At 44.5% G+C, this 25,007-nt stretch carries 26 protein-coding genes and 1 pseudogene; 8 read left to right on the top strand and 19 right to left on the bottom strand.

The window, feature by feature from the left end:
- Window positions 1-36 precede the first annotated feature (36 nt).
- Complete coding sequence (locus FTV29_RS08560; protein ID WP_005169654.1) at window positions 37-219, bottom strand: NF038215 family lipoprotein; 183 nt, start codon at window positions 217-219, stop codon at window positions 37-39.
- A 180-nt stretch (window positions 220-399) separates the two neighbouring features.
- Here FTV29_RS08560 and FTV29_RS08555 point away from each other — a divergent pair, with 180 nt between their 5' ends.
- The gene (locus FTV29_RS08555) at window positions 400-1,281 is read left to right on the top strand and encodes a 1-aminocyclopropane-1-carboxylate deaminase/D-cysteine desulfhydrase (protein WP_180075362.1); all 882 of its coding nucleotides are present in this window, start codon (window positions 400-402) and stop codon (window positions 1,279-1,281) included.
- Here FTV29_RS08555 and FTV29_RS08550 read toward each other — a convergent pair.
- A pseudogene (locus FTV29_RS08550) lies at window positions 1,278-1,602 on the bottom strand (DUF4870 family protein). The gene FTV29_RS08555 and the pseudogene FTV29_RS08550 overlap by 4 nt on opposite strands.
- Window positions 1,603-1,793: 191 nt before the next feature.
- Here FTV29_RS08550 and FTV29_RS08545 point away from each other — a divergent pair.
- Window positions 1,794-2,993, top strand: coding sequence for an NAD(P)/FAD-dependent oxidoreductase (locus tag FTV29_RS08545; RefSeq protein ID WP_180075361.1), 1,200 nt, complete (start codon window positions 1,794-1,796; stop codon window positions 2,991-2,993).
- A gap of 29 nt (window positions 2,994-3,022) precedes the next feature.
- Here FTV29_RS08545 and FTV29_RS08540 read toward each other — a convergent pair whose 3' ends face one another.
- The 4 genes from FTV29_RS08540 to FTV29_RS08525 all read right to left on the bottom strand — a co-directional run bounded on the left by FTV29_RS08540 (window position 3,023) and on the right by FTV29_RS08525 (window position 5,994).
- Window positions 3,023-3,175, bottom strand: coding sequence for a hypothetical protein (locus FTV29_RS08540; RefSeq protein WP_171294244.1), 153 nt, complete (start codon window positions 3,173-3,175; stop codon window positions 3,023-3,025).
- A 124-nt stretch (window positions 3,176-3,299) separates the two neighbouring features.
- Entirely contained in the window at window positions 3,300-3,467 is a 168-nt protein-coding gene (locus FTV29_RS08535; protein WP_005097883.1) for a hypothetical protein, read from the bottom strand.
- Between the two features lie 68 nt (window positions 3,468-3,535).
- On the bottom strand, window positions 3,536-5,485 hold the full coding sequence (locus tag FTV29_RS08530) for a mechanosensitive ion channel (protein WP_074383455.1): 1,950 nt from the start codon (window positions 5,483-5,485) through the stop codon (window positions 3,536-3,538).
- A 203-nt stretch (window positions 5,486-5,688) separates the two neighbouring features.
- Window positions 5,689-5,994, bottom strand: a complete 306-nt coding sequence (locus tag FTV29_RS08525) for a hypothetical protein (RefSeq protein ID WP_180075360.1) — start codon at window positions 5,992-5,994, stop codon at window positions 5,689-5,691.
- Window positions 5,995-6,561: 567 nt separating this feature from the next.
- Between FTV29_RS08525 and FTV29_RS08520 the strand changes: the two genes are divergently transcribed.
- The 5 genes from FTV29_RS08520 (at window position 6,562) to FTV29_RS08500 (ending at window position 10,436) form a co-directional block, all read left to right on the top strand.
- Window positions 6,562-6,984 carry a hypothetical protein gene (locus tag FTV29_RS08520; RefSeq protein ID WP_005097893.1) on the top strand — a complete coding sequence of 141 codons (423 nt, stop codon included), beginning with the start codon at window positions 6,562-6,564 and terminating at the stop codon, window positions 6,982-6,984.
- A 293-nt stretch (window positions 6,985-7,277) separates the two neighbouring features.
- Entirely contained in the window at window positions 7,278-8,210 is a 933-nt protein-coding gene (locus tag FTV29_RS08515) for a transporter substrate-binding domain-containing protein (protein WP_180075359.1), read from the top strand.
- Window positions 8,211-8,269: 59 nt separating this feature from the next.
- Window positions 8,270-9,013: an amino acid ABC transporter permease gene (locus tag FTV29_RS08510; RefSeq protein WP_074383457.1), complete on the top strand. Its 744-nt coding sequence runs from the start codon at window positions 8,270-8,272 to the stop codon at window positions 9,011-9,013.
- Complete coding sequence (locus tag FTV29_RS08505; protein WP_005169642.1) at window positions 9,013-9,696, top strand: ABC transporter permease subunit; 684 nt, start codon at window positions 9,013-9,015, stop codon at window positions 9,694-9,696. The genes FTV29_RS08510 and FTV29_RS08505 overlap by 1 nt, the downstream gene beginning before the upstream one ends.
- Before the next feature lie 14 nt (window positions 9,697-9,710).
- A complete protein-coding gene (locus FTV29_RS08500) occupies window positions 9,711-10,436 on the top strand; it encodes an amino acid ABC transporter ATP-binding protein (RefSeq protein WP_171063342.1) in 726 nt (241 codons plus the stop codon).
- A 71-nt stretch (window positions 10,437-10,507) separates the two neighbouring features.
- On the opposite strand, the gene FTV29_RS08495 is transcribed toward FTV29_RS08500, so the two are convergent.
- Window positions 10,508-11,269 carry a ferredoxin--NADP reductase gene (locus FTV29_RS08495; RefSeq protein ID WP_100329147.1) on the bottom strand — a complete coding sequence of 254 codons (762 nt, stop codon included), beginning with the start codon at window positions 11,267-11,269 and terminating at the stop codon, window positions 10,508-10,510.
- A gap of 85 nt (window positions 11,270-11,354) precedes the next feature.
- Between FTV29_RS08495 and gigC the strand changes: the two genes are divergently transcribed.
- Window positions 11,355-12,233, top strand: a complete 879-nt coding sequence (gigC, locus tag FTV29_RS08490) for a LysR family transcriptional regulator GigC (protein WP_005169640.1) — start codon at window positions 11,355-11,357, stop codon at window positions 12,231-12,233.
- Window positions 12,234-12,280: 47 nt separating this feature from the next.
- Here the strand turns inward: gigC and FTV29_RS08485 are convergent, their stop codons facing one another.
- From FTV29_RS08485 to nuoG, 12 genes are all read right to left on the bottom strand, one after another.
- Window positions 12,281-13,003 (bottom strand): cold shock domain-containing protein, encoded by a 723-nt coding sequence (locus FTV29_RS08485; RefSeq protein WP_180075358.1) that lies wholly within the window; start codon window positions 13,001-13,003, stop codon window positions 12,281-12,283.
- Window positions 13,004-13,175: 172 nt separating this feature from the next.
- The gene (locus FTV29_RS08480; RefSeq protein ID WP_005097909.1) at window positions 13,176-13,535 is read right to left on the bottom strand and encodes a hypothetical protein; all 360 of its coding nucleotides are present in this window, start codon (window positions 13,533-13,535) and stop codon (window positions 13,176-13,178) included.
- Between the two features lie 202 nt (window positions 13,536-13,737).
- Window positions 13,738-14,031, bottom strand: a complete 294-nt coding sequence (locus FTV29_RS08475) for a cold shock domain-containing protein (RefSeq protein ID WP_005097911.1) — start codon at window positions 14,029-14,031, stop codon at window positions 13,738-13,740.
- Window positions 14,032-14,116: 85 nt separating this feature from the next.
- A complete protein-coding gene (gene upp, locus FTV29_RS08470; protein WP_005097912.1) occupies window positions 14,117-14,752 on the bottom strand; it encodes a uracil phosphoribosyltransferase in 636 nt (211 codons plus the stop codon).
- A gap of 123 nt (window positions 14,753-14,875) precedes the next feature.
- Complete coding sequence (gene nuoN / locus FTV29_RS08465; RefSeq protein WP_074383461.1) at window positions 14,876-16,420, bottom strand: NADH-quinone oxidoreductase subunit NuoN; 1,545 nt, start codon at window positions 16,418-16,420, stop codon at window positions 14,876-14,878.
- A 3-nt stretch (window positions 16,421-16,423) separates the two neighbouring features.
- Window positions 16,424-18,037 (bottom strand): NADH-quinone oxidoreductase subunit M, encoded by a 1,614-nt coding sequence (gene nuoM, locus FTV29_RS08460; RefSeq protein WP_100329150.1) that lies wholly within the window; start codon window positions 18,035-18,037, stop codon window positions 16,424-16,426.
- Window position 18,038: 1 nt separating this feature from the next.
- On the bottom strand, window positions 18,039-19,934 hold the full coding sequence (gene nuoL, locus FTV29_RS08455) for an NADH-quinone oxidoreductase subunit L (RefSeq protein ID WP_180075357.1): 1,896 nt from the start codon (window positions 19,932-19,934) through the stop codon (window positions 18,039-18,041).
- Window positions 19,931-20,239: an NADH-quinone oxidoreductase subunit NuoK gene (nuoK, locus tag FTV29_RS08450; protein WP_004280769.1), complete on the bottom strand. Its 309-nt coding sequence runs from the start codon at window positions 20,237-20,239 to the stop codon at window positions 19,931-19,933. The genes nuoL and nuoK overlap by 4 nt, the downstream gene beginning before the upstream one ends.
- Window positions 20,239-20,757: an NADH-quinone oxidoreductase subunit J gene (gene nuoJ, locus FTV29_RS08445; RefSeq protein ID WP_171063341.1), complete on the bottom strand. Its 519-nt coding sequence runs from the start codon at window positions 20,755-20,757 to the stop codon at window positions 20,239-20,241. Before nuoJ ends, nuoK begins: the two co-directional genes overlap by 1 nt.
- A complete protein-coding gene (nuoI, locus tag FTV29_RS08440) occupies window positions 20,757-21,299 on the bottom strand; it encodes an NADH-quinone oxidoreductase subunit NuoI (protein ID WP_005097919.1) in 543 nt (180 codons plus the stop codon). The genes nuoJ and nuoI overlap by 1 nt, the downstream gene beginning before the upstream one ends.
- A 16-nt stretch (window positions 21,300-21,315) precedes the next feature.
- Entirely contained in the window at window positions 21,316-22,323 is a 1,008-nt protein-coding gene (nuoH, locus tag FTV29_RS08435) for an NADH-quinone oxidoreductase subunit NuoH (RefSeq protein WP_005097920.1), read from the bottom strand.
- Between the two features lie 3 nt (window positions 22,324-22,326).
- Window positions 22,327-25,005, bottom strand: coding sequence for an NADH-quinone oxidoreductase subunit NuoG (gene nuoG / locus FTV29_RS08430; protein ID WP_180075356.1), 2,679 nt, complete (start codon window positions 25,003-25,005; stop codon window positions 22,327-22,329).
- Window positions 25,006-25,007: the final 2 nt, after the last annotated feature.

Below are 25,007 nucleotides of genomic sequence, written 5' to 3'. Positions count from 1 at the left end.
TCAGTATTGGTCAGGAATTTTAGTTACTGTAATGGCTTACTGTTTTAATTGATCCTGAGCAATGAATTGCGTGTCTAACAGTTGGTAATCCTGATCATGTACCGGTACACCACCAATAATCATGGTACGGGTCTCTGTTTTAGGTTTATTCATCGCATCATCACAACCCGACAAACTGAGCATTACACCAACCAAAACAGCATAGGACAATATTTTCATTATTCTACCCTCCTCAAGGGTTTCCTATGCTTAGATTAGCATTCCTGCTTAAATAATCAGCAAAATATTTGTGACATTCTGCGTCAATTTTTTATCTCATGCCTGAAAATGACTTATTCTCAATCCCTGATCTTTACTGCTTTCGCTATAATGGCCGAATAACTGACTGTGTTAATTTTTATGTTTGCAGAGATTGCCCAAAATATTCCCGATCAACAGATTAATTTTCACGATATTATTTTAACAATACGTCGTCTGGATCTGGTACATCCGCAAATTTCAGGCAACAAGTTTTTTAAACTGAAATACAATTTTCTGGAAGCACAAAGACAGGGTTATCGGCAGATTCTCAGCTTTGGTGGTGCGTATTCCAATCATATTGCGGCCACTGCATTTGCCGCACAGCAGTTTGGTCTTCAGAGTGTGGGGATTATTCGGGGTGAGGAGCTGGCCCATCGACCACTCAATCCGACTTTAGCCACCGCACGGCAGTTGGGGATGCAGCTACATTTTGTCAGTCGTGAACACTATCGTCGCAAGCAACAGCCTGAGTATCTGGCCGAACTCGCACAACAATTTCCTGAGCATTATCTCATTCCTGAAGGTGGAACCAACGCTTTGGCCATTCAGGGCTGTCAGGAAATTTTAAGCCCGCAAGATACTCAATTTGATGTGGTTTGCTGCGCAGTAGGCACTGGTGGAACCATCACCGGTCTGATCGAAGCCAGTCAGGCGCATCAGCAGGTTTTAGGATTTTCAGCGCTGCAAGGCTCATTTTTAAAAGATGAAGTCGCGCAACTAACCAGCAAAACCAACTGGACTATTCTGGATGATTATTGCTGTGGCGGCTATGCCAAAACCAGCACAGCCCTCATACAGTTTATTCGGGATTTTGAAACCGAATTTGCAATTCCACTAGAGCAGGTCTATACCGCTAAAATGTTGATGGGCATCTTTGATTTGATTGAAAAAGATTATTTCCCAGCAGGATCTAGACTGCTGGTGATTCATAGCGGCGGGTTGCAAGGCCGTAATATTGATACTATTTCTACAATTGCTTAAGCCTGAATCGGTTGATTATTATTCAGCGCAATCATCCCTTTGACCAAGCGGTAGATATGCCAGATAAAGACCAGAAAGATGATTAGAAATCCGATCAATATGACGGTCAATAAACCACCAACAATATAACCCAGCAAACTGACCCAGAAGGTTTTAATCTGCCAGTCCACATGACTTTCCAGCCAGGTGCCGCGCATTTCAATCACGTTTAATGTAGTTCATGATAATGGCTATAAATGGGGTCACACCCAGAAAAAACCCCAGAATATAAAGAATATAACTGATCAGGTTGTATTGTTTTAGATCCTCTGACGTTTCCATAAGCCCTGCCTTATTATTGTGACTTTTGTAAAACTGTACAAAAACTATGCATTATTTTAAGCCGACTTACAAATATTTTATGTTTAAACTCTAATACGGATTGGCAATCAGCCTGTTGATTGTTCAGGAATAGAGAAAGCGGAAATAAAATTGTCTATAATGCTTTCCTTTTGTTCTCCCTCGAGTGTTTTATGTCTTCCAAGCAATACGATGTTCTCGTCATAGGTGCCGGTGCTTCAGGTTTAATGACGGCGTATATGGCTGCACAACGTGGGCGTAAAGTCGTAGTGGTGGAAAAAGCCACTAAAGTTGGCAAAAAAATCCTGATGTCTGGCGGAGGTAAATGTAATTTTACCAATCTGGAGGTCGAACCAAGCCATTATATTTCGCATAATCCACATTTCGTGATTTCAGCATTAACGCGTTATAGCAATTGGGACTTTATTGGCCTGGTCTGTGAATATGGCATTGCTTATGAAGAGCGCAAACATGGACAACTGTTTACCCTCAATGGTGCAAAAGATATTCTGTCAATGCTATTGGCAGAATGTGATAAAACCGGTCTGGTCGATCTTAAAACCAGCTGCGAAGTAAAAGCAGTCAATCCAGTCGATGATCAAGGATTTCAAGTCGCCACGTCAATTGGATATTTTGAGGTTGAATCTGTGGTGGTGGCATCGGGTGGCTTGTCCATCCCGACGCTGGGTGGTTCGGGCATTGGCTATGACATCGCAAAACAGTTTGGACATCATGTTTATCCAACCCGTGCCGGTTTGGTGCCCTTCACTTTCTCTGATGGATTTAAGGAGGTGACGACTCGTTTGAGTGGCAATGCCGTAGAAGCGACACTCTCCAATGAGCTCAACAGTTTCACCGAAGCACTGCTGTTTACCCATCGTGGTTTAAGTGGCCCAAGCTCCCTGCAATTGTCCAATTACTGGAATGTCGGTCAAAGCTTTCAAGTCGATTTCTTACCAAGTGTAGATTTGCTGGATTTCTTTAAAGCCAAAAAACAAAGCCAGCCCAAAGTATTATTGCGCACTTTACTCAATGAATTTTTACCGAAAAGTGTCGTGGCTGAATTACAGGGTCTAATCTGGACTGACGTCGCAGAAAACCCAATTGGCAATATCAGTGATAATCAACTGGAGCAGATTGCGACACGGCTGCATGGTTTTGAAGTGAAACCATCCGGAACAGAAGGCTACCGTACTGCGGAAGTGACTTTGGGCGGTGTGGATACCAGTGAGGTTTCTTCAAAAACCATGGAAAGTCAAAAGCAGAAAGGCCTGTATTTTATTGGTGAGGTGCTGGATGTTACCGGGCATTTGGGCGGCTATAATTTCCAATGGGCATGGTCATCCGCGCATGCCGCATCGGAATATGTTTAATCAATAGATCATCAAGACTGATATTTAGTTCATTCCAGATAATCTGTTTTAAACAGCTTGAGATTGGTCGTATTTCCTAAACGGTCAATCGTCAGCTGCATTTTTCGAGTGGCTTCTCGCAAATATGGCGGTGCTTCATCTGTTGAAGTGTTCTTGAATGTATATGATAGTGTTTGCCACATGATGTTGATCTCCTTTTTTATATTTTTAATGCAAGAAGAATACCAAAATCGTTTTGGTATTCACCTGAATATTATATATTTCTTAAAGGCCAAATTCTATTGTTTGTTATTCAGCAGAATTCTTTCAGTTAAATTCGTCTGTATCAGGTATTTTCCTATCCAGCGCTCGCTCTGACTGCTCGTCCTGTTTGCTCTTCACAAAAATAAATCGATAGGCCGCGGTAAAAAAGCCAATGGTAATTCCCGCGATAACCAAAGGAGCCAGAACTTTGTTGGGTTTCTTGCTATTCATTTATTTTTCCTCGTGACTGAAAAAAATCGACCACATGAGCGTGGCCGATTTTGGTTAAAAATGACAGGTTATTTCAGGTCATCTTTTTTCTGAGTGGAACGATCAATATCGACATTTGGTTCTTTTTCTCCGGTTGAACCAAATGGATTATTGACTGGCGGATGAGTCGGATCGACTTTTACTGAATCAGGTACGGCTTGATCCGCATCCGGATTGACCGGATCAATACCCAATGATTCATCATCCTGCGGTGCAGTGGTGAGGATTGCCGGTGTGGTATGCGATAAGTCCGTACTCATTGGCGTAGTACCCTCTGCGTCTGAATCTTGATTTGGCACAATACCTGCTCCTGGCGTAGTGGTTGAAGAATCAGTAGTACCGGTCATGTTTTGTGAACGGTCGGAGTATTGTCCCATTGATGTATCTGTAGAACCCATCCCCATCGCTGCACCTGTCGTGCCTGCCATGTCCGTTGTACTTGAAGTACTCTGAGTACCTAATCCTGAAAATATGCTGTTTTCAGCTTGATCTTTGACTGGATTCGGTTCTTTGGCTTCGCGTTTTGCTTTATCAATCAGATCTGTTAAAACTCGCTCCGCAGGCTGACGACCACCCAGACCAAAAGCCAGAGCAAATGCTACTGCGACAGCACCCAGCGTTAAACCAAATGCCAGGTTCACAATCGAGTCGGCAATACCCATGGCACGTAGACCCATGGCAACGACCAAGCCCATAATCAGGACACGCACCAGATTCGCTAACCAGCGTGAGCTGTTATATTCACCGCGTTGTACGATGTTCGCGACAATATTTGCCAGCCAGAAACCGATCACCAGAATCACGGCACCGAGCAAGATGTTGGCGCCGAAGTAAATAAACATCGCAATCAGGCCGCTCACCTGTTCAAAGCCGAGACGGTCTGCTGCTTCGGACACTGCAAATAACATGGTGAACAATACGATCAGATAACCGACCACACTCGAAAGTTTAGTGGTGCCTAAAAAACGCTGTACATCCAGTTTGGCAGGAATTTCATCAACACCTGTACCCGATACCACTTCAACCACCAGACGTGCGACCAGTTTAGAGACCACATAAGCCAGAATCAGAATTAAGGCAGCAGCAATAATATTCGGAATGGCATTCATGATTTCATACAGCATCGCCGTGGCAGGCTGAGAAATCGCTTCGACACCCAATGCTTCAAAAGCAATAATCAATGCAGTAATGATCACGACAGCGAAGATGAATGAACCAATCACCTGTGCCACATTGGAATTTTTGAAAATACCTACTTTTTCAGCTTGTTGTTGTACATTCAGACTGTTTAATAGGCCTTCAACAATACCGCGAACAATTTTTGCCAGAATATAACCGACAAAAATGATCACTGCAGCAATAAAGATATTTGGTAAGTAGCTTACGACATCAGTCAGCATATTCTGAACTGGTAACAACAGACCGTTGAGTCCCAGAATAGACAGTACGATTGGCAAGAACAGTAATAAAATTAACCAGTAAGCAATTTCACTGATGTTCTGACTAATGGGACTGACACCCACTTCAGCACTGAGTTTTTCGTCTAGTTGGGTTCGGTCAAGTAGCTTTTGTAGCCCTATTTTCACCAGGTTGGCGACAATCCACCCTATGAATCCGACTGCAATTGCACCTAGTAACTGCGGGATAAATAACAGGAATTGCTGAATCATATTACTGAAAGGACCACTGATACTGGTCAGGTTGAGTACATTCAGTGAACCAATTACGGCAATAATCAGAATAATCCAGAACACCACCCGGGCAATAATACTTTCGATATTAGAGCGATGGCCTGTCGCCGTATTTAAGTGTGTATTGGTTCCAAGTTTTTGCAAGACTTTCTTGACTGCTGCCGAAACCAGTAATGCAATGATCCAACCAATGACTAATATGGCAATTGCACTCAGAATGGGATGAAACTGATCCCAATAATACATGGCGTCGAAGCCGCCACGCGGACTTCTCATATAATCATTCATGTTGTTTTACCCTCTTTGTTATTAAGCTATTTATCTGAAATCGGGAGCCTATCCTTGAAACATTCAGCCCCTTCTTCTTTCGGATTCACCTTCAGATTTGATGTTTTTAGATTTAAACCAGCTAGCTATCATTAGCTTAAACATCACAATATATTGCAAAAAAGCCCCAGTGGTTTCACTAGAGCTTTTGATATATGTCTGAGTTATCGAGCCGCCTGTGCATCATCTGTCGCAGTTGCTGTTGCTTCTGTTCCATCACCTAGCGTTGCAGTAGCTTCTGTAGGTTCACCGACTGGAGTCGTATTGTTTGGTGTCGCAGGTTGCACATTAGGGTTTGGATGTCCAGCAGGTGCATCATTTGCGTCTGGATTCATGTCAGCAAACATATAGAACAGTAATGCCAGTAAAAAGATACCTACCAAAATCAAGATATAAACAGGAATACGCTTTTTTTGCGTCACTTCTGCCTGATGATCTAAAGGTGGTTTTTTATTGAAATCATCGACCATAACCATCCTCACTCTTTGTTATTCATAAGTAGATTTTTAGCATAACAAGCAGTTAAAACAGCTTCTGTGACAAAACATGGTGAGATGGTGACGGGATGTAAGTTATATGTATGAATAATATTTAGAATAATCTTTAAGAAATCGTGTTCATTTTTAATTCACTGATCGCTACTGGTTGATGGTAAACAGGTTTAACTCAGCATTATGCTGCTATTCATTTTTCCCTCATGTGAATGACATAGAAAATTACTGGCAGATCAACACATCTAATTGCTTGAATAATTGCAACACTATTCGCTTAAACCTTTTTATAGAGCTATATAAAGCGTACCAGAAAAGAAAAAGGCTCTATAATCACGCTGATAATGAGGTTTAGCTTCTCCATTCTTTTCCAATCCCAGTTTGCTTGAGTTGCCTGAGTGATATGCAGTCCTTTGAAATTCAAGAGCTTCAGTACGCGACCTCAGGGCAGAACCAACACTAAAATTTGCGCTAAACAATAGCACTGCTCAGTTTCTATAAAATGGGCTATAATGTGTCCCTCATTTTTTTATTTCATCGAGCTCTATGGCGTATCGTCAACAAAGTGTATCGTTGGATCTTGACACTGATGTCACCCACCAATGCACTTTGCATCATACTCGCGATCAGCATCTGATCGGGATTATCGAATTCAGTAAACCGAGTTTTGCACTGCGCTGGCAAGACCTGGAGTATTTCCGTCGTCGTACTGAAGAGTTTTCCGTGATGCCTTTCCCGGACTGTGTCAACGCAATGATTATCGATATCCGAGATGTAACAGCATGGCTTGACAATGAAGTGCCAATTATTCCATGGCGTTTATTGGAAGAGGATTGTCCGGTACGCTTAGTCGTCCCTGCGGATCGTCTTGAGCATTACGCTGGATTCTTTGAACCGACCTGGCTCAGTTCCGATGTCGAAACGGCCATTCAAGAAATTCGTGAATCGATGGATATGTTTGTGCATTAAGCTTGAACCGATAAAAAAACCTCCAGTTTGGAGGTTTTTTTATGACTTTTTCTTTCTTATGCTTGTAATTCAATCTCTTTATTTATTTGCATTCCTTTGAGCATCTCGCAGATTTCCTTTTCTGATTCAGTAACATTTCAGCAATAAATTCAGCTTGAGTCATGCTTGAATCATCAACTAAGATGAATATAAACGAATACTTAGACTTTATAGCAATAATCAGAATATTGTCTTAGCAGCGCCTGAAAACGGGCGTACTCATAATAATTGAAAATGAAAAATGGAGTTTCACGATGAAAGCAAAGACTCAATTCGCTACGCTGCTGTGTGCCAGTGCCCTGACCTTGGGACTGAGTGCCTGTAGTGATAATCAGGCACCAAGCAATCAGCAAGGCAACGAGAATACTTCTGGCACGCTCAATAAGATCAAACAGTCCGGCACGATTGTATTAGGTTATCGTGACTCCTCGATTCCATTTTCTTATATCGCTGATAATCCGAATCAGCCGGTCGGCTATGCCCATGACCTGCAACTAAAAGTGGTCGAAGCCGTCAAACAAAAGCTGAATCTTCCTGATTTAAAAATCCGCTACAACCTGGTGACCAGCCAGAACCGGATTCCACTGGTCTCCAACGGTACGGTTGATCTGGAATGTGGCTCGACGACGAATAATAAGGAACGCCAGCAACAGGTCGATTTCTCTGTTGGCTTTTTTCAAGTAGGTTCCCGTCTATTAACCGCAACCAATTCTGGTATTCAAGATTTTAGCGATCTGAAAGGCAAAAAACTGGTGACCACTGCCGGCACCACATCGGAACGCTATATTCGTCAGCATGAAAAAGAATTGGGCCTTGGTGAAATTATTTCGACCAAAGACCATGCAGAATCCTTTTTAATGCTGCAAAGTGGCCGTGCTGCTGCATTTATGATGGATGACATTTTACTGGCGGGAGAAAAATCCAAGGCTAAAAATCCGCAACAATGGCACATTGTGGGTACAGCGCCCATCAATGAAATCTATGGCTGTATGTTACGTAAGGGAGACCCCGAATTTAAGCAGGTGGTAGATGACGCGATTAAAGCCACATATAGCTCCGGTGAAATCAATAGCATGTACCAGAAATGGTTCCAGTCGCCGATTCCACCGAAAAATATCAACCTGAACTTTGCCATGTCTGATGACTTGAAGGCCCTGATCAGCACCCCGCATGACCGCGATCAATAGATTCTGAGTCTTATTCATCTGCTTAAGCATCATCTGTTTAAGCCCATTTTGGAGTGATCATGAATTACAGCTGGAATTGGGGTGTCTTATTACAACCGACCGGGATTGGTGATAGCACCTATCTCAACTGGATCATGACTGGCCTCGGCTGGTTAGCGGTCATTGCGATTGTAGCCTGGTCGATTGCCATGCTCTTGGGTAGCCTGCTGGGCATCATGCGCACCTTGCCCAGCCCAACGGCCCGGGCGATTGGTAGCGCTTATGTCACCATTTTTCGGAATGTGCCTTTACTGATCCAGTTATTTATCTGGTTCTATGTGGTTCCGAATTTTCTGCCGAACAGCATTCAAAGCTGGTGGATCAATGATCTGGGAGCCAATACCACGGCGCTGATTTCAGCCAGTATTGGTTTGGGACTGTTTACCGCAGCGCGGGTTTGTGAGCAGGTGCGTACCGGGATTGAAGCCATTCCACCCGGGCAGATCAATGCCGGCTATGCTATGGGGTTTAGCACCACACAATTATATCGCTATGTGATTTTACCGCAGTCTTTTCGCATGATCTTACCTCCCTTAAGTTCTGAGCTGACCAACTGTGTCAAGAACACCTCGGTGGCCTCACTGGTCGGGGTTGCGGAACTCATTTCCCAGATGAAAACCATCAGCGAATATACGCAAAATACCATTGAGATTTACACCTATGTCACCCTGATTTTTATCCTGATCAATGTCTGCCTGATTGGCTTGATGAACTTTCTGGAAAAGCGCCTTCAGGTGCCCGGTCTGATTGCGGGGACTAAATAATGGAATGGTTCACTGCATTTTTTCAGGATTTACAATTATCCGCACCTGCCCTATGGCATGGTCTGAGTATTACTTTAAAAGTCTTATTTTTTGCCACCATTGGCGGGGTCTTTATTGGCACCTTACTGGCATTGATGCGGCTGTCTTCAATCAAGGTGTTGAACTGGATTGCCAAGGGTTATGTCAACCTGTTCCGTTCAATTCCCCTGCTGTTGGTACTGATGTGGTTCTACTTCGCTGTGCCTTTTATCTATACTGGGGTGACTGGAAAATATCTGACCGTGGATACGGCACTGGTGTCCAGTATTGTGGCTTTTATGCTGTTTGAAGCCGCCTATTTTTCCGAAATTGTCCGTGCCGGAATCCAGTCTATTCCTAAGGGACAAACAGATGCGGCCTCTGCCCTCGGCATGAGCTATGGCCAGTCCATGCGCCTGATTGTACTGCCTCAGGCCTTTCGCAAAATGACACCGCTATTATTACAACAGACCATTATTTTGTTTCAGGATTCCACCATGGTGTATGCAATTGGCCTGTTGGACTTTTTTCGCACCAATTATGTGCGTGGTGACCTGATGGGCTTACTCACCCAATATATTATTTTTGCCGGTTTGGTCTATTTCACCATCAGTATGATCGCCACCTATATTGTTAAAAAATTACAGCAGAGGTTAACTGTATGAACGAAGCCAAAGTCATGATTGACCTCCAGCATGTCAGTAAATGGTATAAAGATTTTCAGGTACTGACCGACTGCACCACCCAGATTCGGCAAGGTGAAGTGGTGGTGGTTTGTGGTCCTTCTGGTTCAGGAAAATCCACCCTGATTAAAACTGTCAATGGTCTGGAACCTGTTCAGCAAGGCAGTATTCTGGTCGATGGAATTAAAATTAATGATCCGAAAACCAATTTAAATAAACTAAGAAGTCGCGTGGGCATGGTATTTCAGCATTTTGAATTGTTCCCGCATCTCAGTATTACCGAGAACCTGAGCATTGCCCAGATCAAGGTATTGGGTCGTTCTGAAGCCGAAGCCAAACAGAAAGGACTTGCCTATCTGGATCGTGTCGGCTTAAGTGCACAGGCCAATAAATTCCCGGCACAACTTTCTGGCGGACAACAGCAACGTGTCGCGATTGCCCGTGCGCTGAGCATGGATCCGATTGCCATGTTGTTTGATGAACCAACTTCTGCGCTTGACCCTGAAATGATTAATGAGGTGCTCGATGTCATGGTCGGTCTGGCCAAAGAAGGCATGACCATGATGTGTGTCACCCACGAAATGGGCTTTGCCCGACAGGTTGCCAACCGGGTCATCTTTATGGATCAGGGAAAAATTGTGGAAGATTGCAGTAAAGATGATTTCTTTAATACAGCGCGTGGTGAGCGTGCCCAGCAATTCCTGAACAAGATTCTGCACTAAGCTGTCATTATTCACCTTGCAGATAAAAAAGCTCATCCAAGGATGAGCTTTTGACAATCAGCAATTCAGACTTACCAATAATTCTCGACTGCAATATTGCCTTCACCACGCCGGTTCATGATCAGGCCACGGGCTTTTAAGGCTTCTTTGGTATCATCGACCATTTCCGGGTTACCGCAAAGCATGACATGGGTGGTTTGCGGATTGAGCTGCATACCTGCGGCTTTTTCCAGCTCGCCATTGGCAATCAGCACCGGTAAGCGGTCGTGCAAAGGTGCATCAGGCTCACGGGTAATAATCGGAATAAATTTAAATCCGCTATGTCCTTCGCCAAAGGTTTCGGCAATTTCCTGAATCCGTTCCACATAAGCGAGTTCAGCCCGGCTACGCACGCTATATACCAGATTGATTTTTTCGTATTTGCTCCAGGTTTCAAAGTCTTGCAACATACACAGAAACGGTGCCAGACCAGTTCCAGTGCCCAGTAACCACAAGTCTTTGGGCAAGGGCAACTGATAACGGGCCAGCGTCAGATAACCATACGGAATTTTTTCCAGAAACAGCTCATCCCCTACTTTAAGGTGCTGTAAATTGGAGGTAAATTTACCTTCTGGAACCACAATCGAAAAAAACTCCAGAGTTTCATCAAAAGGAGATGACACCACCGAATAGGCACGAACCACCAGTTCATCTCCCACTTGCAGGCCAATACGCGCAAATTGCCCCGCAGTGAATTTGAAGTGTGCCGGGCGTGTCATGGTGAAACTGAATAATGTATTGGTCCAGCGGTGTACAGATAAAACTTTTTCTTGGCTAAATTTTTCAATTGACATGATTTCAACGTGGCATGAAAGACTGTGCTCATGGTAGCATGGCAATATAATTTATTAATATTTTTTAAATGTTAAGGCTCTACTCATGCGCATGACTTTACGCCAATTGGCTGTTTTTGTAGCAGTGGCACAAGAGGGTACCGTAACGAAGGCTAGCGATGCCGTCAAACTTACTCAAAGTGCGGCTAGTATGGCTTTAGCAGATCTGGAAGATGGTCTGGGTGCTCCATTATTTGACCGTCTAGGCAAACGTTTACAGCTCAATGACCTAGGGCGCTTTCTTCTCCCTCAAGCGCTGGAAATTTTAGGTCGATGCGAATCTTTTGAACAGGTTGCGAAAGGTGAGCTTCAAAGTATCGATTTACGTTTAGGTGCAACCCTGACCATTTCAGATTACCTGATTCCTGACCTGATGGCCGATTTTCTAAAAATTCAGCCTCAAGCGCATTTACAGCTGCAAGTTGGTAATACCCGTCAAATGATTGAAGCGGTGAATCAGTTCCAGCTGGATTTGGCCTTGATCGAAGGCTCCTGTCATCTGCCACAACTGCAATGTATCCATTGGCGCGATGATGAGCTGGCGGTGTGCTGTGCACCGGATCATCCCCTAGCGCAATTGAACCGTGAGCTGACCGCGGAAGATTTCAAATCTGTAGAGTGGATTCTGCGCGAAGAAGGTTCAGGTACTCGCGAAGTCTTTGATAATGCCATTTTGAAAGATGTGCCGGATGCCAATATCCGTCTGACACTTGGCCATAATGAAGCAATTTTGAAAATCGTAGCCGGCGGAATCGGCATGTCCTGTATTTCCAAACTTGCGATTGAGCCTTTACGCGAGAAAGGTCAACTGGTGATTCTCAATACTCCGTTCTGGTCTCTAACGCGTCCATTGTTTATGCTGGTACATCGCCAGAAATATCAGGGGCCAGGCCTGAGAGCCTTTATGAATTTCTGTGAAGCTTAAATTTTTTTTCAATCAAAAAGCACCTGAAGGTGCTTTTTTATTCTATCTTAAAATTGGCTTTCACACGGGATGCCATCGCCATCACCATCCATTTTAGTATTTGGACAGTTCCGGATAAAAAATAAAGCCTCTTCGTAAGAACCCATCTGACTACAGTGTTCTCGACCATCGCATTTAAATTGAGATACAGATGGCAAAGCCGTTTCTGAAGTTTTCGGATTAATAGAGTAACTTTGGCTTGGTAACTCAGCACCGCGATTTTCTAGATTCTTCCTCCCCTGCTCAGATAATCCCTCCATAGCTAAATCACCTTGTGCCGCTCGCTGCTCAACTACAATTCGTTGCTGCTCTACCATCAGTTGTTCAAGCTTCTGCTGTTTTTGAACTTGGTAGCTTTGGTATTTGTTATAAACAAGCCCAACAAGAATCGCAATAATAATTAATCCCGATATTGTGATTAGTTTGGATCGAGTTGATAATTTTGTCTTTTCATAACGTGGAGAAACATGTACTTCAGGATCTTCATATAAATCATTATTCTGCTTAATAACCAATTTTGATTTAATATCCAGCCGGACAATATGGTCTGCCTTAAACTTTCCATTATCTTCAACCATTAAAAACTTTAATTTTTCCCCAATTTTTAGTGGAATATTTTGATTGGGAAAGTCTTTAATGTGAAAAAATAAGTCTTTAGATTCCCCTTCGATTTGAATAAAACCAAAACCACGTGCTTCGTGATAGGTTTTGATTTTCCCCTCTTGAAACATAATTCACTCTTGTCTTTGATATTTTTAATAATTGTAATAAAAAATACATCAAAAAGCTTTTATGAAATTCTTTAATAGAAAAACCAAAAAAGCACTTATAGGCGCTTTTTTAAATTGAAGAATAGAGAAATACCGAGTTAAAAATAGAAAATTAAAAATTTCTGGTTTAAATTTATACTTCACCCAAAATTATAAAACCAACTGCGGATACCAGTGCCAACCATAGCGTTGGGCTAAAAAGAATTGAACGCTTTAACGGAACAGATATTGTGGGTGCCAAAGATGGTAATGCCACAACTTCCGCTACAAACTCGTCCTGTACTTTGACATCTAGACGTACCATATTGTCCAATATTATGGTTTCCTGATGAGGAATCATTCTAAATTTAAGCAGTTCTCCAATTTGAGGATCAATTTCAGGTGAAGGTAAATCCTGTAGCCTAAAACTTAGTTCTTGAGCGTCATCTGCTAACTCAATGCTGCCTGTACCACGTTCGGAATCATAAGTTTTAATTTTTCCATTCCTAAACATGACATTTATCCCTATAAATCAACAGATAGTATTTTAAGTGAGAAGGAATAGAGATGATTGTAGCGCTTTGGTAGACGTTTTATTGTTTGCGTAACGAAGTACAAGCTTTAAGTTACAAAACCTGAGGTAAGACTATAGTTCATGAATTTTCAGATAAAAAAGAGGCGAAAATGCCTCTTCATTTAGTCAAATTCACGGTTAATTAACGCTTGAGATTTGATAGTAATGCGGAAGTAATTGACTGGTTATGTGCAGCGACCTTAGATTTTTTAGCTTTCTTTGAAGTATCCTCAACACGTTCAATCTTAATGGCTTTATACTTATCGCCATTTTCTACCACATTAAATTTCACGCGTTCATTGCGTTTTGGCTCGCCTTCTGCCGCAGGAAAGTCTGAAATATGGAAGAACACATCTCCCTCAGCTGAACCAATAAAACCAAAACCTTTTGCAGGGTCGTACTGTTTGATTTTGCCCTGATATAATTCATCTTTCATGCTGTTGTCCTATGCTGAAAATGCCCGATCTACATTATATAAAAAAGAGGCTGTAGTAGCCCCTTTTTTTCGTCCTGTTCAAAAATTAGTCTTTCTGAACTGAACCAAAGATTTTATCGCCAGCATCACCAAGACCCGGAACGATATAACCATTTTCATTTAAACCGCTGTCGATTGATGCAGTGAACATGATCACATCAGGATGTGCAGCCTCTACACGCTTAATACCTTCCGGTGCGGCAACCAGAACCATAACACGAATGTCTTTACAGCCACTGGCTTTGAGTACATCAATTGCAGCTACAAGAGAAGAACCTGTCGCCAACATCGGATCAATGATCATCGCGATACGGTTTTGTACGTCTGGAACCAGTTTTTTATAATAAGTACGGGCTTCCAGGGTTTCTTCATCACGCTCTAAACCGAGTACAGATACTTTTGCACTTGGAATCAGATTTAAGAAACCATCCAGCATGCCAATACCGGCACGTAGAATCGGCACAACCGTGATTTTTTTACCGGCAATACGGTCAACTGTGACAGCACCATTCCAGCCATCAATATCATGTTCAACCATTGGCAGGTCTTTAGTCGCTTCATAAGTCAGAAGCATGGTCACTTCTTGAGCTAACTCGCGGAAGTTTTTGGTACTGATATCTGCACGACGGAGTAAACCGAGCTTATGTCGGATGAGCGGATGACGGATTTCATGGATTGCCACAGGAGAACACCTAAAAGGTTAAAGATAAATTTCCGCTATTATAAAGGCTTTTATTGATTTGTATAAATAAAAAAGCCCCCAATCATGGAGGCTTTTTTGTAATAACGTCAATCTTCGCAGATATTAGTTAAAACCACTTTGAACCAAAGTGAAAATGAATTGCTGTAATTCAGGTGATATTGCGAAGAACGCATATTTAGAAATCGCAATCACTGGATCTGGATAAACACCAATCACAAGTACCGCAAGTGCAGCAAGTAATACCATGATACCGCCGACTTTTTGACCCCAATGATTCACCGCATCTAGACGTGGTGTTTCAGGTGGTGTCATGTACAGCACGACCATCACGCGCAGGTAGTAATACAAACCAATACCTGAACCCAGAATAACCATTGCAGTCAGGAACCAGGCTTCGCCTGCAACCGCAGTTTTAATCACCAGGAACTTACCGATAAAGCCGGCAGTTAAAGGAATACCTGCAAGAGACAGCATCATTACGGTTAATACAGCAGTCAGGACTGGACGGCGCCAGAACAGACCACGGTATTCAGCCAGACTACCCGCTTCATCCGTATTGTTATACGGACTCGACATCAGCGTCACAACACCGAAAGCACCAATCGTGGTTAATACATAAGTAATCACATACACGTTTACACTTTCAAAAGTCGCAAAACCTTGAACCTGTAAGAAATCGGTATTACGTGAACTGACGATGGCAACCAGCAAATAACCAAAGTGCGCAATTGAAGAGTATGCCAGAATACGTTTCAGGTTCACTTGGCGAACAGCCAGCAAGTTACCTGCAAGAATCGACAATACTGCAATAATCGAAATGATCGTTACGAAGCTGTCTGCCAGGATTAAACCTGAAGACAAAACATAACGAACAAACAGACCAATCATCGCCACTTTTGCCACAGTCGCAAGGAAAGTCGCGATTGGTGCTGGTGCACCTGCGTAGACGTCTGGTGTCCATTTGTGGAATGGTGCCAGCGATAATTTAAATGCCACAGCAAATACAATTAAGGCCAGACCAATTATCACAGCTGGCTGACTGAATACAGTAAACAGTTTGCCCGGTTCAGCAACGAAACTTAAAGTACCTGTGTAGGCATAAATATATGCCATACCCATCAGCAGCATTGCAGACGCAGTTGCTGAAAGCACCAGATATTTCACACCTGCTTCAAGCGATTGAGAACGTTGATGTGTATATGCCAACAGGCCGTATACAGGAATCGACATCAACTCAAGGCTAATAAAGAATGATGCATAGTGCGAGCTTGCCACCATTAACATTGCACCCGCGACGGATATCAACATCAAGATATACAGCTCTTCACGGTTATCTTTATAAGTTTCGATATACGCGTGTGACAAGGTACTACAGGCAAGTGCAGCAATCAGAATCACAAACTGGTACAACATCGTAAATGGATCTACGATGAACAGATTCATCACATTAGCAGGTGCAAATGTGCCTGCCAACAGAACGAAAATGATATAGAACGCTGCTAAGTTCAGACCAACAACAGTCGTCGTCGCAACAAGATTATGATTACGCTTGATTGCCGTCAGCAACATCACGACGATCGCAGTTAACGACACGATCATCACAGGTGCGAGCGGCATAAGCTCAGAAAAAGACATTGTGAAGTTCATGGCTTATTGGATCTCCACATTTTCAAGTTGAGTCGTTACCTGATCAGCAACTTCAACCACTTCTTGAACTGGAATGTAGCTATTCGCTAACCACGCCATGCTTGAGTTAGACACATCAAGGAAGCTTTGTGGGTATAGACCAAGCCAAAGTAGACCAAACGCACAGATCAACAATAACGCGATTTCACGTGCATTCAGATCTTTTAACGGATGTGTATAGTGCTGTTTTTGCGCTTCGTTTGGCACACCAAACAGGGCTTTGTGAATCAGGATCAGACCATACAGACCTGCAAATACCAGACTGATTGCCGCAAGAATAGTGAACGCCGGGAATTGTGCATAAGCACCCATCAAGATCAGGAACTCACCAATGAAGTTACCCAGACCTGGAATACCGACAAGCGCCGCGACAAAGAACATCAGGAAGAATGCAAGATACGGGAACTGACCACGCATACCCCCCATCAAACGCATGTCACGCGTATGCACACGCTCATATACCTGACCACACATAATGAACAGTGCAGCAGAGGAAATACCATGTGCCAACATCATGATCATCAGACCCTGGAAGGTCAGGATGTTACCTGCGTAAATCGCAAGTAAAACAAAGCCCATGTGAGAAATAGATGTGTACGCCAGTAAGCGTTTCATGTCGGTTTGCTGGAAAGCACACCAGGCACCGTAGAAGATACCGATTAAACCCAGAATGATCGCGATATCTGCAAACTGAGCCGAAGCTGCCGGGAAGAACGGAATCACGAAACGCAATAAACCGTACGCTGCAGTTTTAATCAAGATACCTGCAAGGTCAACAGAACCCGCGGTTGGTGCTTGCGCATGCGCATCTGGTAACCAGCCGTGTAATGGGAAAACTGGAAGTTTTACCGCAAAACCGATGAATAAACAGATCATGAATGCATAAGCAAGCGCTGGAACCTGAGCGTCAAGCGTATTCGCCACACCTAATAAATAGTTGTAGTCGAAACGGATTTCGCCAGTCATGGTATAGCCTACAGTCACCAGACCCAGGATACCAATCAGCATCACCAAACCGGCAACCTGCGTGTAAATGAAGAACTTGTTTGCTGCATAAACACGTGACTTGCCTTCTGCCCCTTTATGACCCCAAAGGGCAATCAGGAAGTAGATCGGTACCAGCATCATCTCCCAGAAGAAGAAGAACAGGAACAGGTCAATCGCCAGGAATACACCGATCACACCACCCAAAGACCATAAAAGGTTCAAGTGGAAGAAACCAACGTTCTTTTGAATCTCACCCCATGAACAGCCGACTGCCAGCACACCCAGGAGTGCAGTCAAACCAACCATAAGAAGTGATAAACCATCCACGGCTAAGTGAATGTTAATGCCAAGGGTCTGAATCCAAGGCAGTTTGAATTCGGCAGCCCACGAAGGTGTCGCAGCGCCTAATTCATAGTTATAGGTACCAGTTTGCCAAAGGACGATGGTCAGAACCAAAGTCACCAGCATACCGATTAGCGCGATATAACGCGGCAAGTGTTGGTCGAGTTTATCGACCAACCAGCATATGAAACCTGCAATGAACGGAATGAGGATCAGAGCCGGCAAAATAATATTGTTTGGAGCTTCCATTTTATTTCCCCACGACCTGAATCACGATCAAGATCATCAGTAGGACAACGACACCGAGCCCCATACTAGATGCATATTCACGCAGTGAACCGGTTTGACGTGAACTTGTAAAGCTGTGACCACTTTTGACCAGTGCAGGAAGTACCAGCCATAAGCCATCAATTGGATCACGACCGAACAATTTAGCGAACAGCAAATATGGCTTGACGAAAATCAGGTCATAAAGCTTGTCGAAACCTAATGCATTACGGCAGATATTAACCAGACCCACACCTACAGAAGTGGCAGCAAAACGTTTGACTGCATTGTAAGCAAAAGCGAACAGCACCACACCGACCACAAGACCCGTCAATGCAACAGCAATGGCGATGTATTCAGCACCATGTGCACCTGCTTCAAGCGCTTCAGGAATAATGAAGGCTGGAATTTGGGCTGCATCTAGAATGCTCATCACGGGTGCTTTCAGTACGATTGCCAGACCTGTCGAAAGGACAGCAAGAATCGCCAGTGGCGCCCAGTAAGTTGCACCTTTGATTTCATGATAAGGCGTGTTTTCTTTGCCGAAGAATACCACCCAGATTAGACGGAATGTATAAATCGAGGTTAAGAAAGCACCTGCAACACCGACCCAGTACAGCGTGTTATACACTGGTAAACCAGCAATATGACTTTGCGTCCAGACTGCAGCAAGAATTGCGTCTTTTGAGAAGAAACCAATGGTCAGGAATGGAATCGCTGCCAAGGCACCGCCACCAATCGCGAAACATGCAAACAGGAATTTGTTCTTGTAGAACAAACCGCCCATCTTGAAGATGTTTTGTTCGTGATGGTAAGCCAAAATCACCGCACCAGACGACAAGAACAAGAGTGCCTTGAAGAATGCGTGAGTCAGCATGTGGAATAGACCCGCCTGGTATGCTTCAGCACCTACTGCCATAAACATATAACCGAGCTGACTCATGGTTGAGTAAGCCAGAATACGTTTAATGTCGGTCTGAACCAATGCAGCAAAACCAGCTACAAGCAAGGTCACCGCACCTGTGATCGAAATAAACACCATCACTTCTGGCGCAAGTTCAAAGACTGCAAACAGACGGCAGCACAGGTAAACACCCGCCGTTACCATGGTTGCAGCATGGATCAATGCAGAAACAGGTGTTGGACCTGCCATTGCATCGGCCAACCATGTTTGTAATGGGATCTGTGCAGATTTACCTGCCGCACCCAAGAACAATAACAATGCTGTCCAGATGGTCAGCGAAGAACTTTGCGTCATTACAGTCGCTGCATTTTCAACGATGTACTGAATATTCAAAGTACCGAATTGCTGGAAGATCAGGAACATGGCAATCAGCAGGAATACGTCACCGATACGGGTAACAGTAAACGCCTTGATTGCCGCCAGACCATTTGCAGGGTTCTGGTAGTAATAACCAATCAGCAGGTATGAACACAGACCTACACCTTCCCAACCTAAGAACAATAACGCCAAGTTATCGCCAAGCACGAGAAGCAACATGCTTGCAACGAACAGGTTGAAGTAAGAGAAGAAACGTGCAAAGTCTTCTTCACCGCGCATGTACCATGATGCAAAGATGTGAATTAAGAAACCCACACCTGTCACCATGCCCAGCATTAGTAAAGACAAACCGTCGAGTTGCAAGCTGATGCCCGGTGCAAAACCACCGACATTGAACCAGGTCCACAGGTGCTGAACATAGAGTTCTTTACCATTGTTAACAAAGTCCAGACCTGCAATCAGTGCAAACAGTGCCGATAAACCAACTGCACCGACACCAATTATCGCTGCAACATTTTCAGGAAGCTTGTTGCGCCCCGCCGCTAACAGGACAAAACCAATGAGCGGAAATAAAATTGTTAGATATAAATAACTCATCCGCGCATCTCACTAGCAGCATCCACATCCAGGTGATGGAAGCGATGATAGAACTGAAGGACGATCGCAAGACCAATACAAGCCTCTGCCGCAGCAAGCGTCAGGATCAGGATAAACATGATCTGACCATCTGGCTGTGCCCATGCACTGCCCGCCAGGACGAACGCCAAAGCAGCAGCGTTCATCATGATTTCAAGGCTCATTAAAATAAATAGTAGGTTGCGTCGCACCATTACACCGTAAAAACCCAGTGCAAAGAGAATAGATGCAACGATCAAACCATGCTCTAAAGGGATGTTGCCCATTATTCTTTTTCCTCTTCTGCATCTGGCTCACGTTTACCCAAATGGAATGCAGCTACTAATGCAGCAAGCAATAACATCGCGGCAACTTCAACCAACAACAAGTACTGCGTAAAGAGTGCTTGACCCACGGCTTTCGGGCCCACCATTTCCACACCCATTACCAGTGAAGGCTGTGCGTAATCAGAGTTTAATACCCATACCAGTACCAGACCGATCAGGAAGCTCATCAGCGCCGGATAAGCCCACGCCGATGAAGTTAACCATTTACGTTCTTGTTCAACGGTTTGTTCACCCAGATTCAGCATCATCACCACGAACACGAACAACACCATGATCGCGCCAGCATAGACAATAATTTCGAGGGCAGCCGCGAACGGCGCACCAACGATCATGAACATGCCTGCAACAGCAAGCAAGGATACAATCAGGCTTAATAAAGCATGTACCGGATTCGCGTTAGTCACCACGCGAACCGTAGAGACAATGGCCACAAGGGCCATTAAATAAAATGGCCACATCATGGTAATAGACTCCGTACATCAACAGGTGCACTTTCACGCTGTGCTTGACCTTTGTCCTTGCCTGCAACTGCCATACCGGTGACACGGTAGAAGTTATAGTCAGGATATTTACCAGGACCTGAAATCAGCAAGTGTTCTTTTTCATAGACCAGGTCTTGACGAACATATTCACCGAGTTCGAAATCCGGGGTCATTTGAATGGCTGTGGTTGGACAGGCTTCTTCACACATACCGCAGAAAATACAACGTGAGAAGTTGATACGGAAAAACTCCGGATACCAGCGACCATCTTCACGTTCTGCTTTTTGTAATGAGATACAGCCTACCGGACAGGCAACCGCACACAGGTTACATGCGACACAACGCTCTTCGCCATCAGGGTCACGCGTTAATACAATACGACCACGGAAACGTGGTGGCACGATTTCTTCGGCCGGCACTTCTGGATATAAAATCGTGTCACGTTTACGCGTTACATGGCTAAACACCATCCAAAGCGAACGAACAATCGATCCAAATCCAGCTAGAAATTTAAACATTTTGTTCTCCCTGCCCTTACCACAAGATCACGGCACCAGTCACCAACAGGTTGACTAGAGCTAATGGCAAGCAAATTTTCCAACCAAAGTTCATTACCTGATCATAACGTGGACGCATTAATGAACCACGTGCCAACACGAACATCATTACAAAGAATGCTGTTTTGATAATGAACCAGAATGCTGCTGGAAGGAACGGAATTTCAAGGTTGAATGGCGCGAGCCAGCCACCGAAGAATAACGTCACGATTAAAGCAGAGATCAGTACTACGTTGACGTATTCCGCAACGAAGAACATCCCCCACTTCATACCGCCGTATTCGACATGATAACCTTCAGCCAGTTCTTGTTCTGCTTCTGGTTGGTCAAATGGATGACGATGCGTCACCGCAACACCCGCAACCACGAAGATCAGGAAGCCAAGGAACTGAGGCACCACGAACCAGACATCACGTTGTGCTTCAACGATTTCACGCATGTTGAATGAGCCAGCAATTGCCACCACACCCATCAGCGAGATCCCCAGGAACACTTCATAAGAAATGGTCTGAGCCGCAGAACGTAAACCACCGAGTAAGGCGTATTTGTTGTTGGATGACCAGCCACCGAACAGTACTGCATAGACTGCAATACCTGCCATTGCCATAAAGAACAACAGGCCGATGCTCATGTCTGCCACACCTAGATAAGGTGAAACAGGAATAACCATGAACGACAGCACCGCAGTTGCCATTGCAACTGCTGGCGCCATACGGAAAGTCAGTTTGTCAGCAAATTTTGGTGTCCAGTCTTCCTTGAACATGATTTTCAGCATGTCGGCAACAATCTGGAACATACCGCCCGGACCGACACGGTTCGGACCGTAACGGTCTTGCCACAAGCCGAGTAAACGGCGTTCAATAAAAGACATCAACGCAGCGATCAATACCACAACCAGTAAGATCACGATCGCTTGAATGACTGAATAGGCGATTGGCCAGTTTTCAGCCCACAACGGCGTTTGACGGATTAATTCTTGTTCCATGAATTACACTCCAACCGCGACTGAAACAGGCTCTGCCAGAGATACCGTCGGTGCAAGACCGATTGGGTAGCCAATATAACCTGTCGGTAAGTATTCAATCACTTGAACTGGAAGAACGATTGACGTCTCACCTGCTTTCACCGTGATTGTCTGACCATCTTGAACATTTAAGCGTGCTGCATCCTGCTCACCCACTGCAAATACCGCTTCAGGAATACGTGTTTCCATTGCTGGTGTTTTTACGGTGAATTCACCTGAACCAAAAATATGGTGCATTGGAACTAGGCGGAAGCTTTCAGCATTAACCAAAACAGGTGCCGGTGCAACAAAGGTACGTGCCGGAAGTTTTGCCAAACGGTCGAATAAACGAACGCCTGAATCACCACCTTTCAAATGACCACCGACATTGTCCTGGAATTTGTTCCAGGCTTGCGGCGAGTTCCAGCCGGCAGACCATGCAAATGGTACCAGTGCTGAAGGTGTTTGAGTTCCGACATAACCTTCCATCGAGAAGGTTAATGCAGAGTCTTTGTCCACTGGCTGTTTTGGCTCATGGACAGACAATGGCGCGCGCATCGAAGTACGACCTGAGTAACGACGTGGTTCACGTGCTACTTTAAGACCATGGACACGGAAGCCCGCATCAGGCGCAACATCCAGAATGCCTTCAAGTGCAGGTACGTTTTTCGCAACTGACTCGATCACATCATCCAGCAACGTCCAAGAAATCGCTTTGCCTTTCACGCCTGTTTCCAGAGCGTGTAACCAACGCCAAGATTCTTTGATTGCCAATTCAGGATTGTAGTAGCTCGGGTCATACACTTGGTAGAAACGTTGTGCACGGCCTTCTTGCGATACCACCGTACCATCACCTTCAGCAAAGCTTGCAGCAGAAAGCACGATGTCGGCTTTTTTCACTGTTTCAGTTTCAGAGTGATCCAGTACGATCAGATCTTTGCCTGCCAGTGCAGCATCCACTTGTGCAGCAGGTAGACGACGATACAGATCGTTTTCAACCACGATCACTGCATCATAATCTTGTGCAAAGGCTTGCTCTAAGCTTTGACCACCGAAGATTGCCATACCCATCGAGTTCACTTCAGGAACTGTCAAGGTCAAGCCTGCATTACCCAGATTTTGTGCAACTTGTGCAGCAGCTTCCATGATTGATGCATCTTGTAAGCTGGTACCCGAGATGATCAATGGTTTTTTCGCAGCTTTTAAGGTGTCGGCAATCGTTTGTGCAAATGCTTTCGCATCGTCATCTAAACCGAGAATTGCTTCGCCCTTCACGCCCGCAGCAACAGCAAAACCTAAACGTGCAATGTCGTTTGGAGAAGCAACCACTTCGCCTTCGGCAACATCAGACAGACGGGTTTGTGTCGCAGCCAGGATGTAAATCGGAGATTTCGCATCTTGAGCAATACGTTGCACCGGCTCAGCCAACCATTCTTGGGTACGACGTTCCGCTGCCATCTCTTTGCCTTTATTTTTCGCAGCTTGGCGAACAGATAAAGCCATACGTGGCGCAGTTTGGGTTAAGTCTTCACCTAAGATCAGAACTGCATCATAGCTTTCAATTTCACGCATATTCGGGTTGTAAACACCCTCGGTTTGCATGATTGAAGCTGCAAGTTCAACCAGATTTTGCTCTTTTTGAGATAAACCTGTTGAGAAGTTCTCTTGACCCACCAACTCACGCAGCGCGAAGTTTGATTCAAGTGATGCACGCGGTGAACCAATCCCCAGAACTTTTTTGTCCTGGATATTTGCAATGACCGTATCAAGTGCTGCATCTACTGAAACAGTTTCTACAGTCGCACCTTTACGGAATTGTGGCTGACGCGGACGGTCTTCGCGGTTCACATAACCTGTACCGAAACGACCTTTATCGCAAAGGAAGTATTGGTTCACTTCACCGTTGAAACGGTTTTCGACACGGCGAAGTTCGCCATAACGCTCACCCGGAGAGATGTTACAACCTGAAGAACAGCCTTGGCATACGCTTGGCGCATACTGCATGTCCCATTTACGGTTATAACGTGCCGAATGAGTTTTATCGGTAAATACACCTGTTGGACAGACTTCAGTCAGGTTACCCGAGAATTCAGATTCTAAAGTGCCTGATTCCGGACGACCGAAATACACACGTGATGCGTTGGCATACACGCCGAAGTCCGTACCACCTGCATAGTCTTTGTAATAACGCACACAACGGTAACAGGCGATACAACGGTTCATTTCGTGAGAAATGAATGAACCAAGCTCTTGGTTGTAATGGGTACGTTTGGTGAAACGGTAGCGACGACGGTCATGCTGCGTCATTACGGTCATATCTTGTAAATGACAGTGACCACCCTCTTCACAGACTGGACAGTCGTGCGGGTGGTTGGTCATCAAGAATTCAACAATCGAAGCACGGAAATCTTTTGCTTCTTTGTCTTCAATCGAAATGTAGGTATTGTCAGATGCAGGCGTCATACATGACATGACCAAACGACCACGGGTATCTTCCGGATTCGCGTATTGAGTCACGGCACATTGACGGCAAGAACCGACAGAACCTAAGGACGGATGCCAACAAAAGTATGGGATATCAATGCCAAGACTCAAACATGCTTGTAGCAAGTTTTCCGAGCCGTTGACTTCATACGATTTGCCATCGACATGAATTGTAGCCATAG

Origin of the sequence: Acinetobacter sp. YH12254 (genome assembly GCF_013417415.1) — a bacterium.
In the GTDB taxonomy this organism is placed as follows: Bacteria; Pseudomonadota; Gammaproteobacteria; order Pseudomonadales; family Moraxellaceae; genus Acinetobacter; species Acinetobacter pseudolwoffii.
This window is presented reverse-complemented; position numbering and strand designations above follow the sequence as displayed.

What these genes read in the sequence shown, in the direction of transcription:
- FTV29_RS08560 (WP_005169654.1), bottom strand. Translation starts at nt 219, where the DNA reads ATGAAAATATTGTCCTATGCTGTTTTGGTTGGTGTAATGCTCAGTTTG.
- FTV29_RS08555 (WP_180075362.1), top strand. Translation starts at nt 400, where the DNA reads ATGTTTGCAGAGATTGCCCAAAATATTCCCGATCAACAGATTAATTTT.
- FTV29_RS08545 (WP_180075361.1), top strand. Translation starts at nt 1,794, where the DNA reads ATGTCTTCCAAGCAATACGATGTTCTCGTCATAGGTGCCGGTGCTTCA.
- FTV29_RS08540 (WP_171294244.1), bottom strand. Translation starts at nt 3,175, where the DNA reads ATGTGGCAAACACTATCATATACATTCAAGAACACTTCAACAGATGAA.
- FTV29_RS08535 (WP_005097883.1), bottom strand. Translation starts at nt 3,467, where the DNA reads ATGAATAGCAAGAAACCCAACAAAGTTCTGGCTCCTTTGGTTATCGCG.
- FTV29_RS08530 (WP_074383455.1), bottom strand. Translation starts at nt 5,485, where the DNA reads ATGAATGATTATATGAGAAGTCCGCGTGGCGGCTTCGACGCCATGTAT.
- FTV29_RS08525 (WP_180075360.1), bottom strand. Translation starts at nt 5,994, where the DNA reads ATGGTCGATGATTTCAATAAAAAACCACCTTTAGATCATCAGGCAGAA.
- FTV29_RS08520 (WP_005097893.1), top strand. Translation starts at nt 6,562, where the DNA reads ATGGCGTATCGTCAACAAAGTGTATCGTTGGATCTTGACACTGATGTC.
- FTV29_RS08515 (WP_180075359.1), top strand. Translation starts at nt 7,278, where the DNA reads ATGAAAGCAAAGACTCAATTCGCTACGCTGCTGTGTGCCAGTGCCCTG.
- FTV29_RS08510 (WP_074383457.1), top strand. Translation starts at nt 8,270, where the DNA reads ATGAATTACAGCTGGAATTGGGGTGTCTTATTACAACCGACCGGGATT.
- FTV29_RS08505 (WP_005169642.1), top strand. Translation starts at nt 9,013, where the DNA reads ATGGAATGGTTCACTGCATTTTTTCAGGATTTACAATTATCCGCACCT.
- FTV29_RS08500 (WP_171063342.1), top strand. Translation starts at nt 9,711, where the DNA reads ATGATTGACCTCCAGCATGTCAGTAAATGGTATAAAGATTTTCAGGTA.
- FTV29_RS08495 (WP_100329147.1), bottom strand. Translation starts at nt 11,269, where the DNA reads ATGTCAATTGAAAAATTTAGCCAAGAAAAAGTTTTATCTGTACACCGC.
- gigC (WP_005169640.1), top strand. Translation starts at nt 11,355, where the DNA reads ATGCGCATGACTTTACGCCAATTGGCTGTTTTTGTAGCAGTGGCACAA.
- FTV29_RS08485 (WP_180075358.1), bottom strand. Translation starts at nt 13,003, where the DNA reads ATGTTTCAAGAGGGGAAAATCAAAACCTATCACGAAGCACGTGGTTTT.
- FTV29_RS08480 (WP_005097909.1), bottom strand. Translation starts at nt 13,535, where the DNA reads ATGTTTAGGAATGGAAAAATTAAAACTTATGATTCCGAACGTGGTACA.
- FTV29_RS08475 (WP_005097911.1), bottom strand. Translation starts at nt 14,031, where the DNA reads ATGAAAGATGAATTATATCAGGGCAAAATCAAACAGTACGACCCTGCA.
- nuoN (WP_074383461.1), bottom strand. Translation starts at nt 16,420, where the DNA reads ATGAACTTCACAATGTCTTTTTCTGAGCTTATGCCGCTCGCACCTGTG.
- nuoM (WP_100329150.1), bottom strand. Translation starts at nt 18,037, where the DNA reads ATGGAAGCTCCAAACAATATTATTTTGCCGGCTCTGATCCTCATTCCG.
- nuoL (WP_180075357.1), bottom strand. Translation starts at nt 19,934, where the DNA reads ATGAGTTATTTATATCTAACAATTTTATTTCCGCTCATTGGTTTTGTC.
- nuoK (WP_004280769.1), bottom strand. Translation starts at nt 20,239, where the DNA reads ATGGGCAACATCCCTTTAGAGCATGGTTTGATCGTTGCATCTATTCTC.
- nuoJ (WP_171063341.1), bottom strand. Translation starts at nt 20,757, where the DNA reads ATGTGGCCATTTTATTTAATGGCCCTTGTGGCCATTGTCTCTACGGTT.
- nuoI (WP_005097919.1), bottom strand. Translation starts at nt 21,299, where the DNA reads ATGTTTAAATTTCTAGCTGGATTTGGATCGATTGTTCGTTCGCTTTGG.
- nuoH (WP_005097920.1), bottom strand. Translation starts at nt 22,323, where the DNA reads ATGGAACAAGAATTAATCCGTCAAACGCCGTTGTGGGCTGAAAACTGG.
- nuoG (WP_180075356.1), bottom strand. Translation starts at nt 25,005, where the DNA reads ATGGCTACAATTCATGTCGATGGCAAATCGTATGAAGTCAACGGCTCG.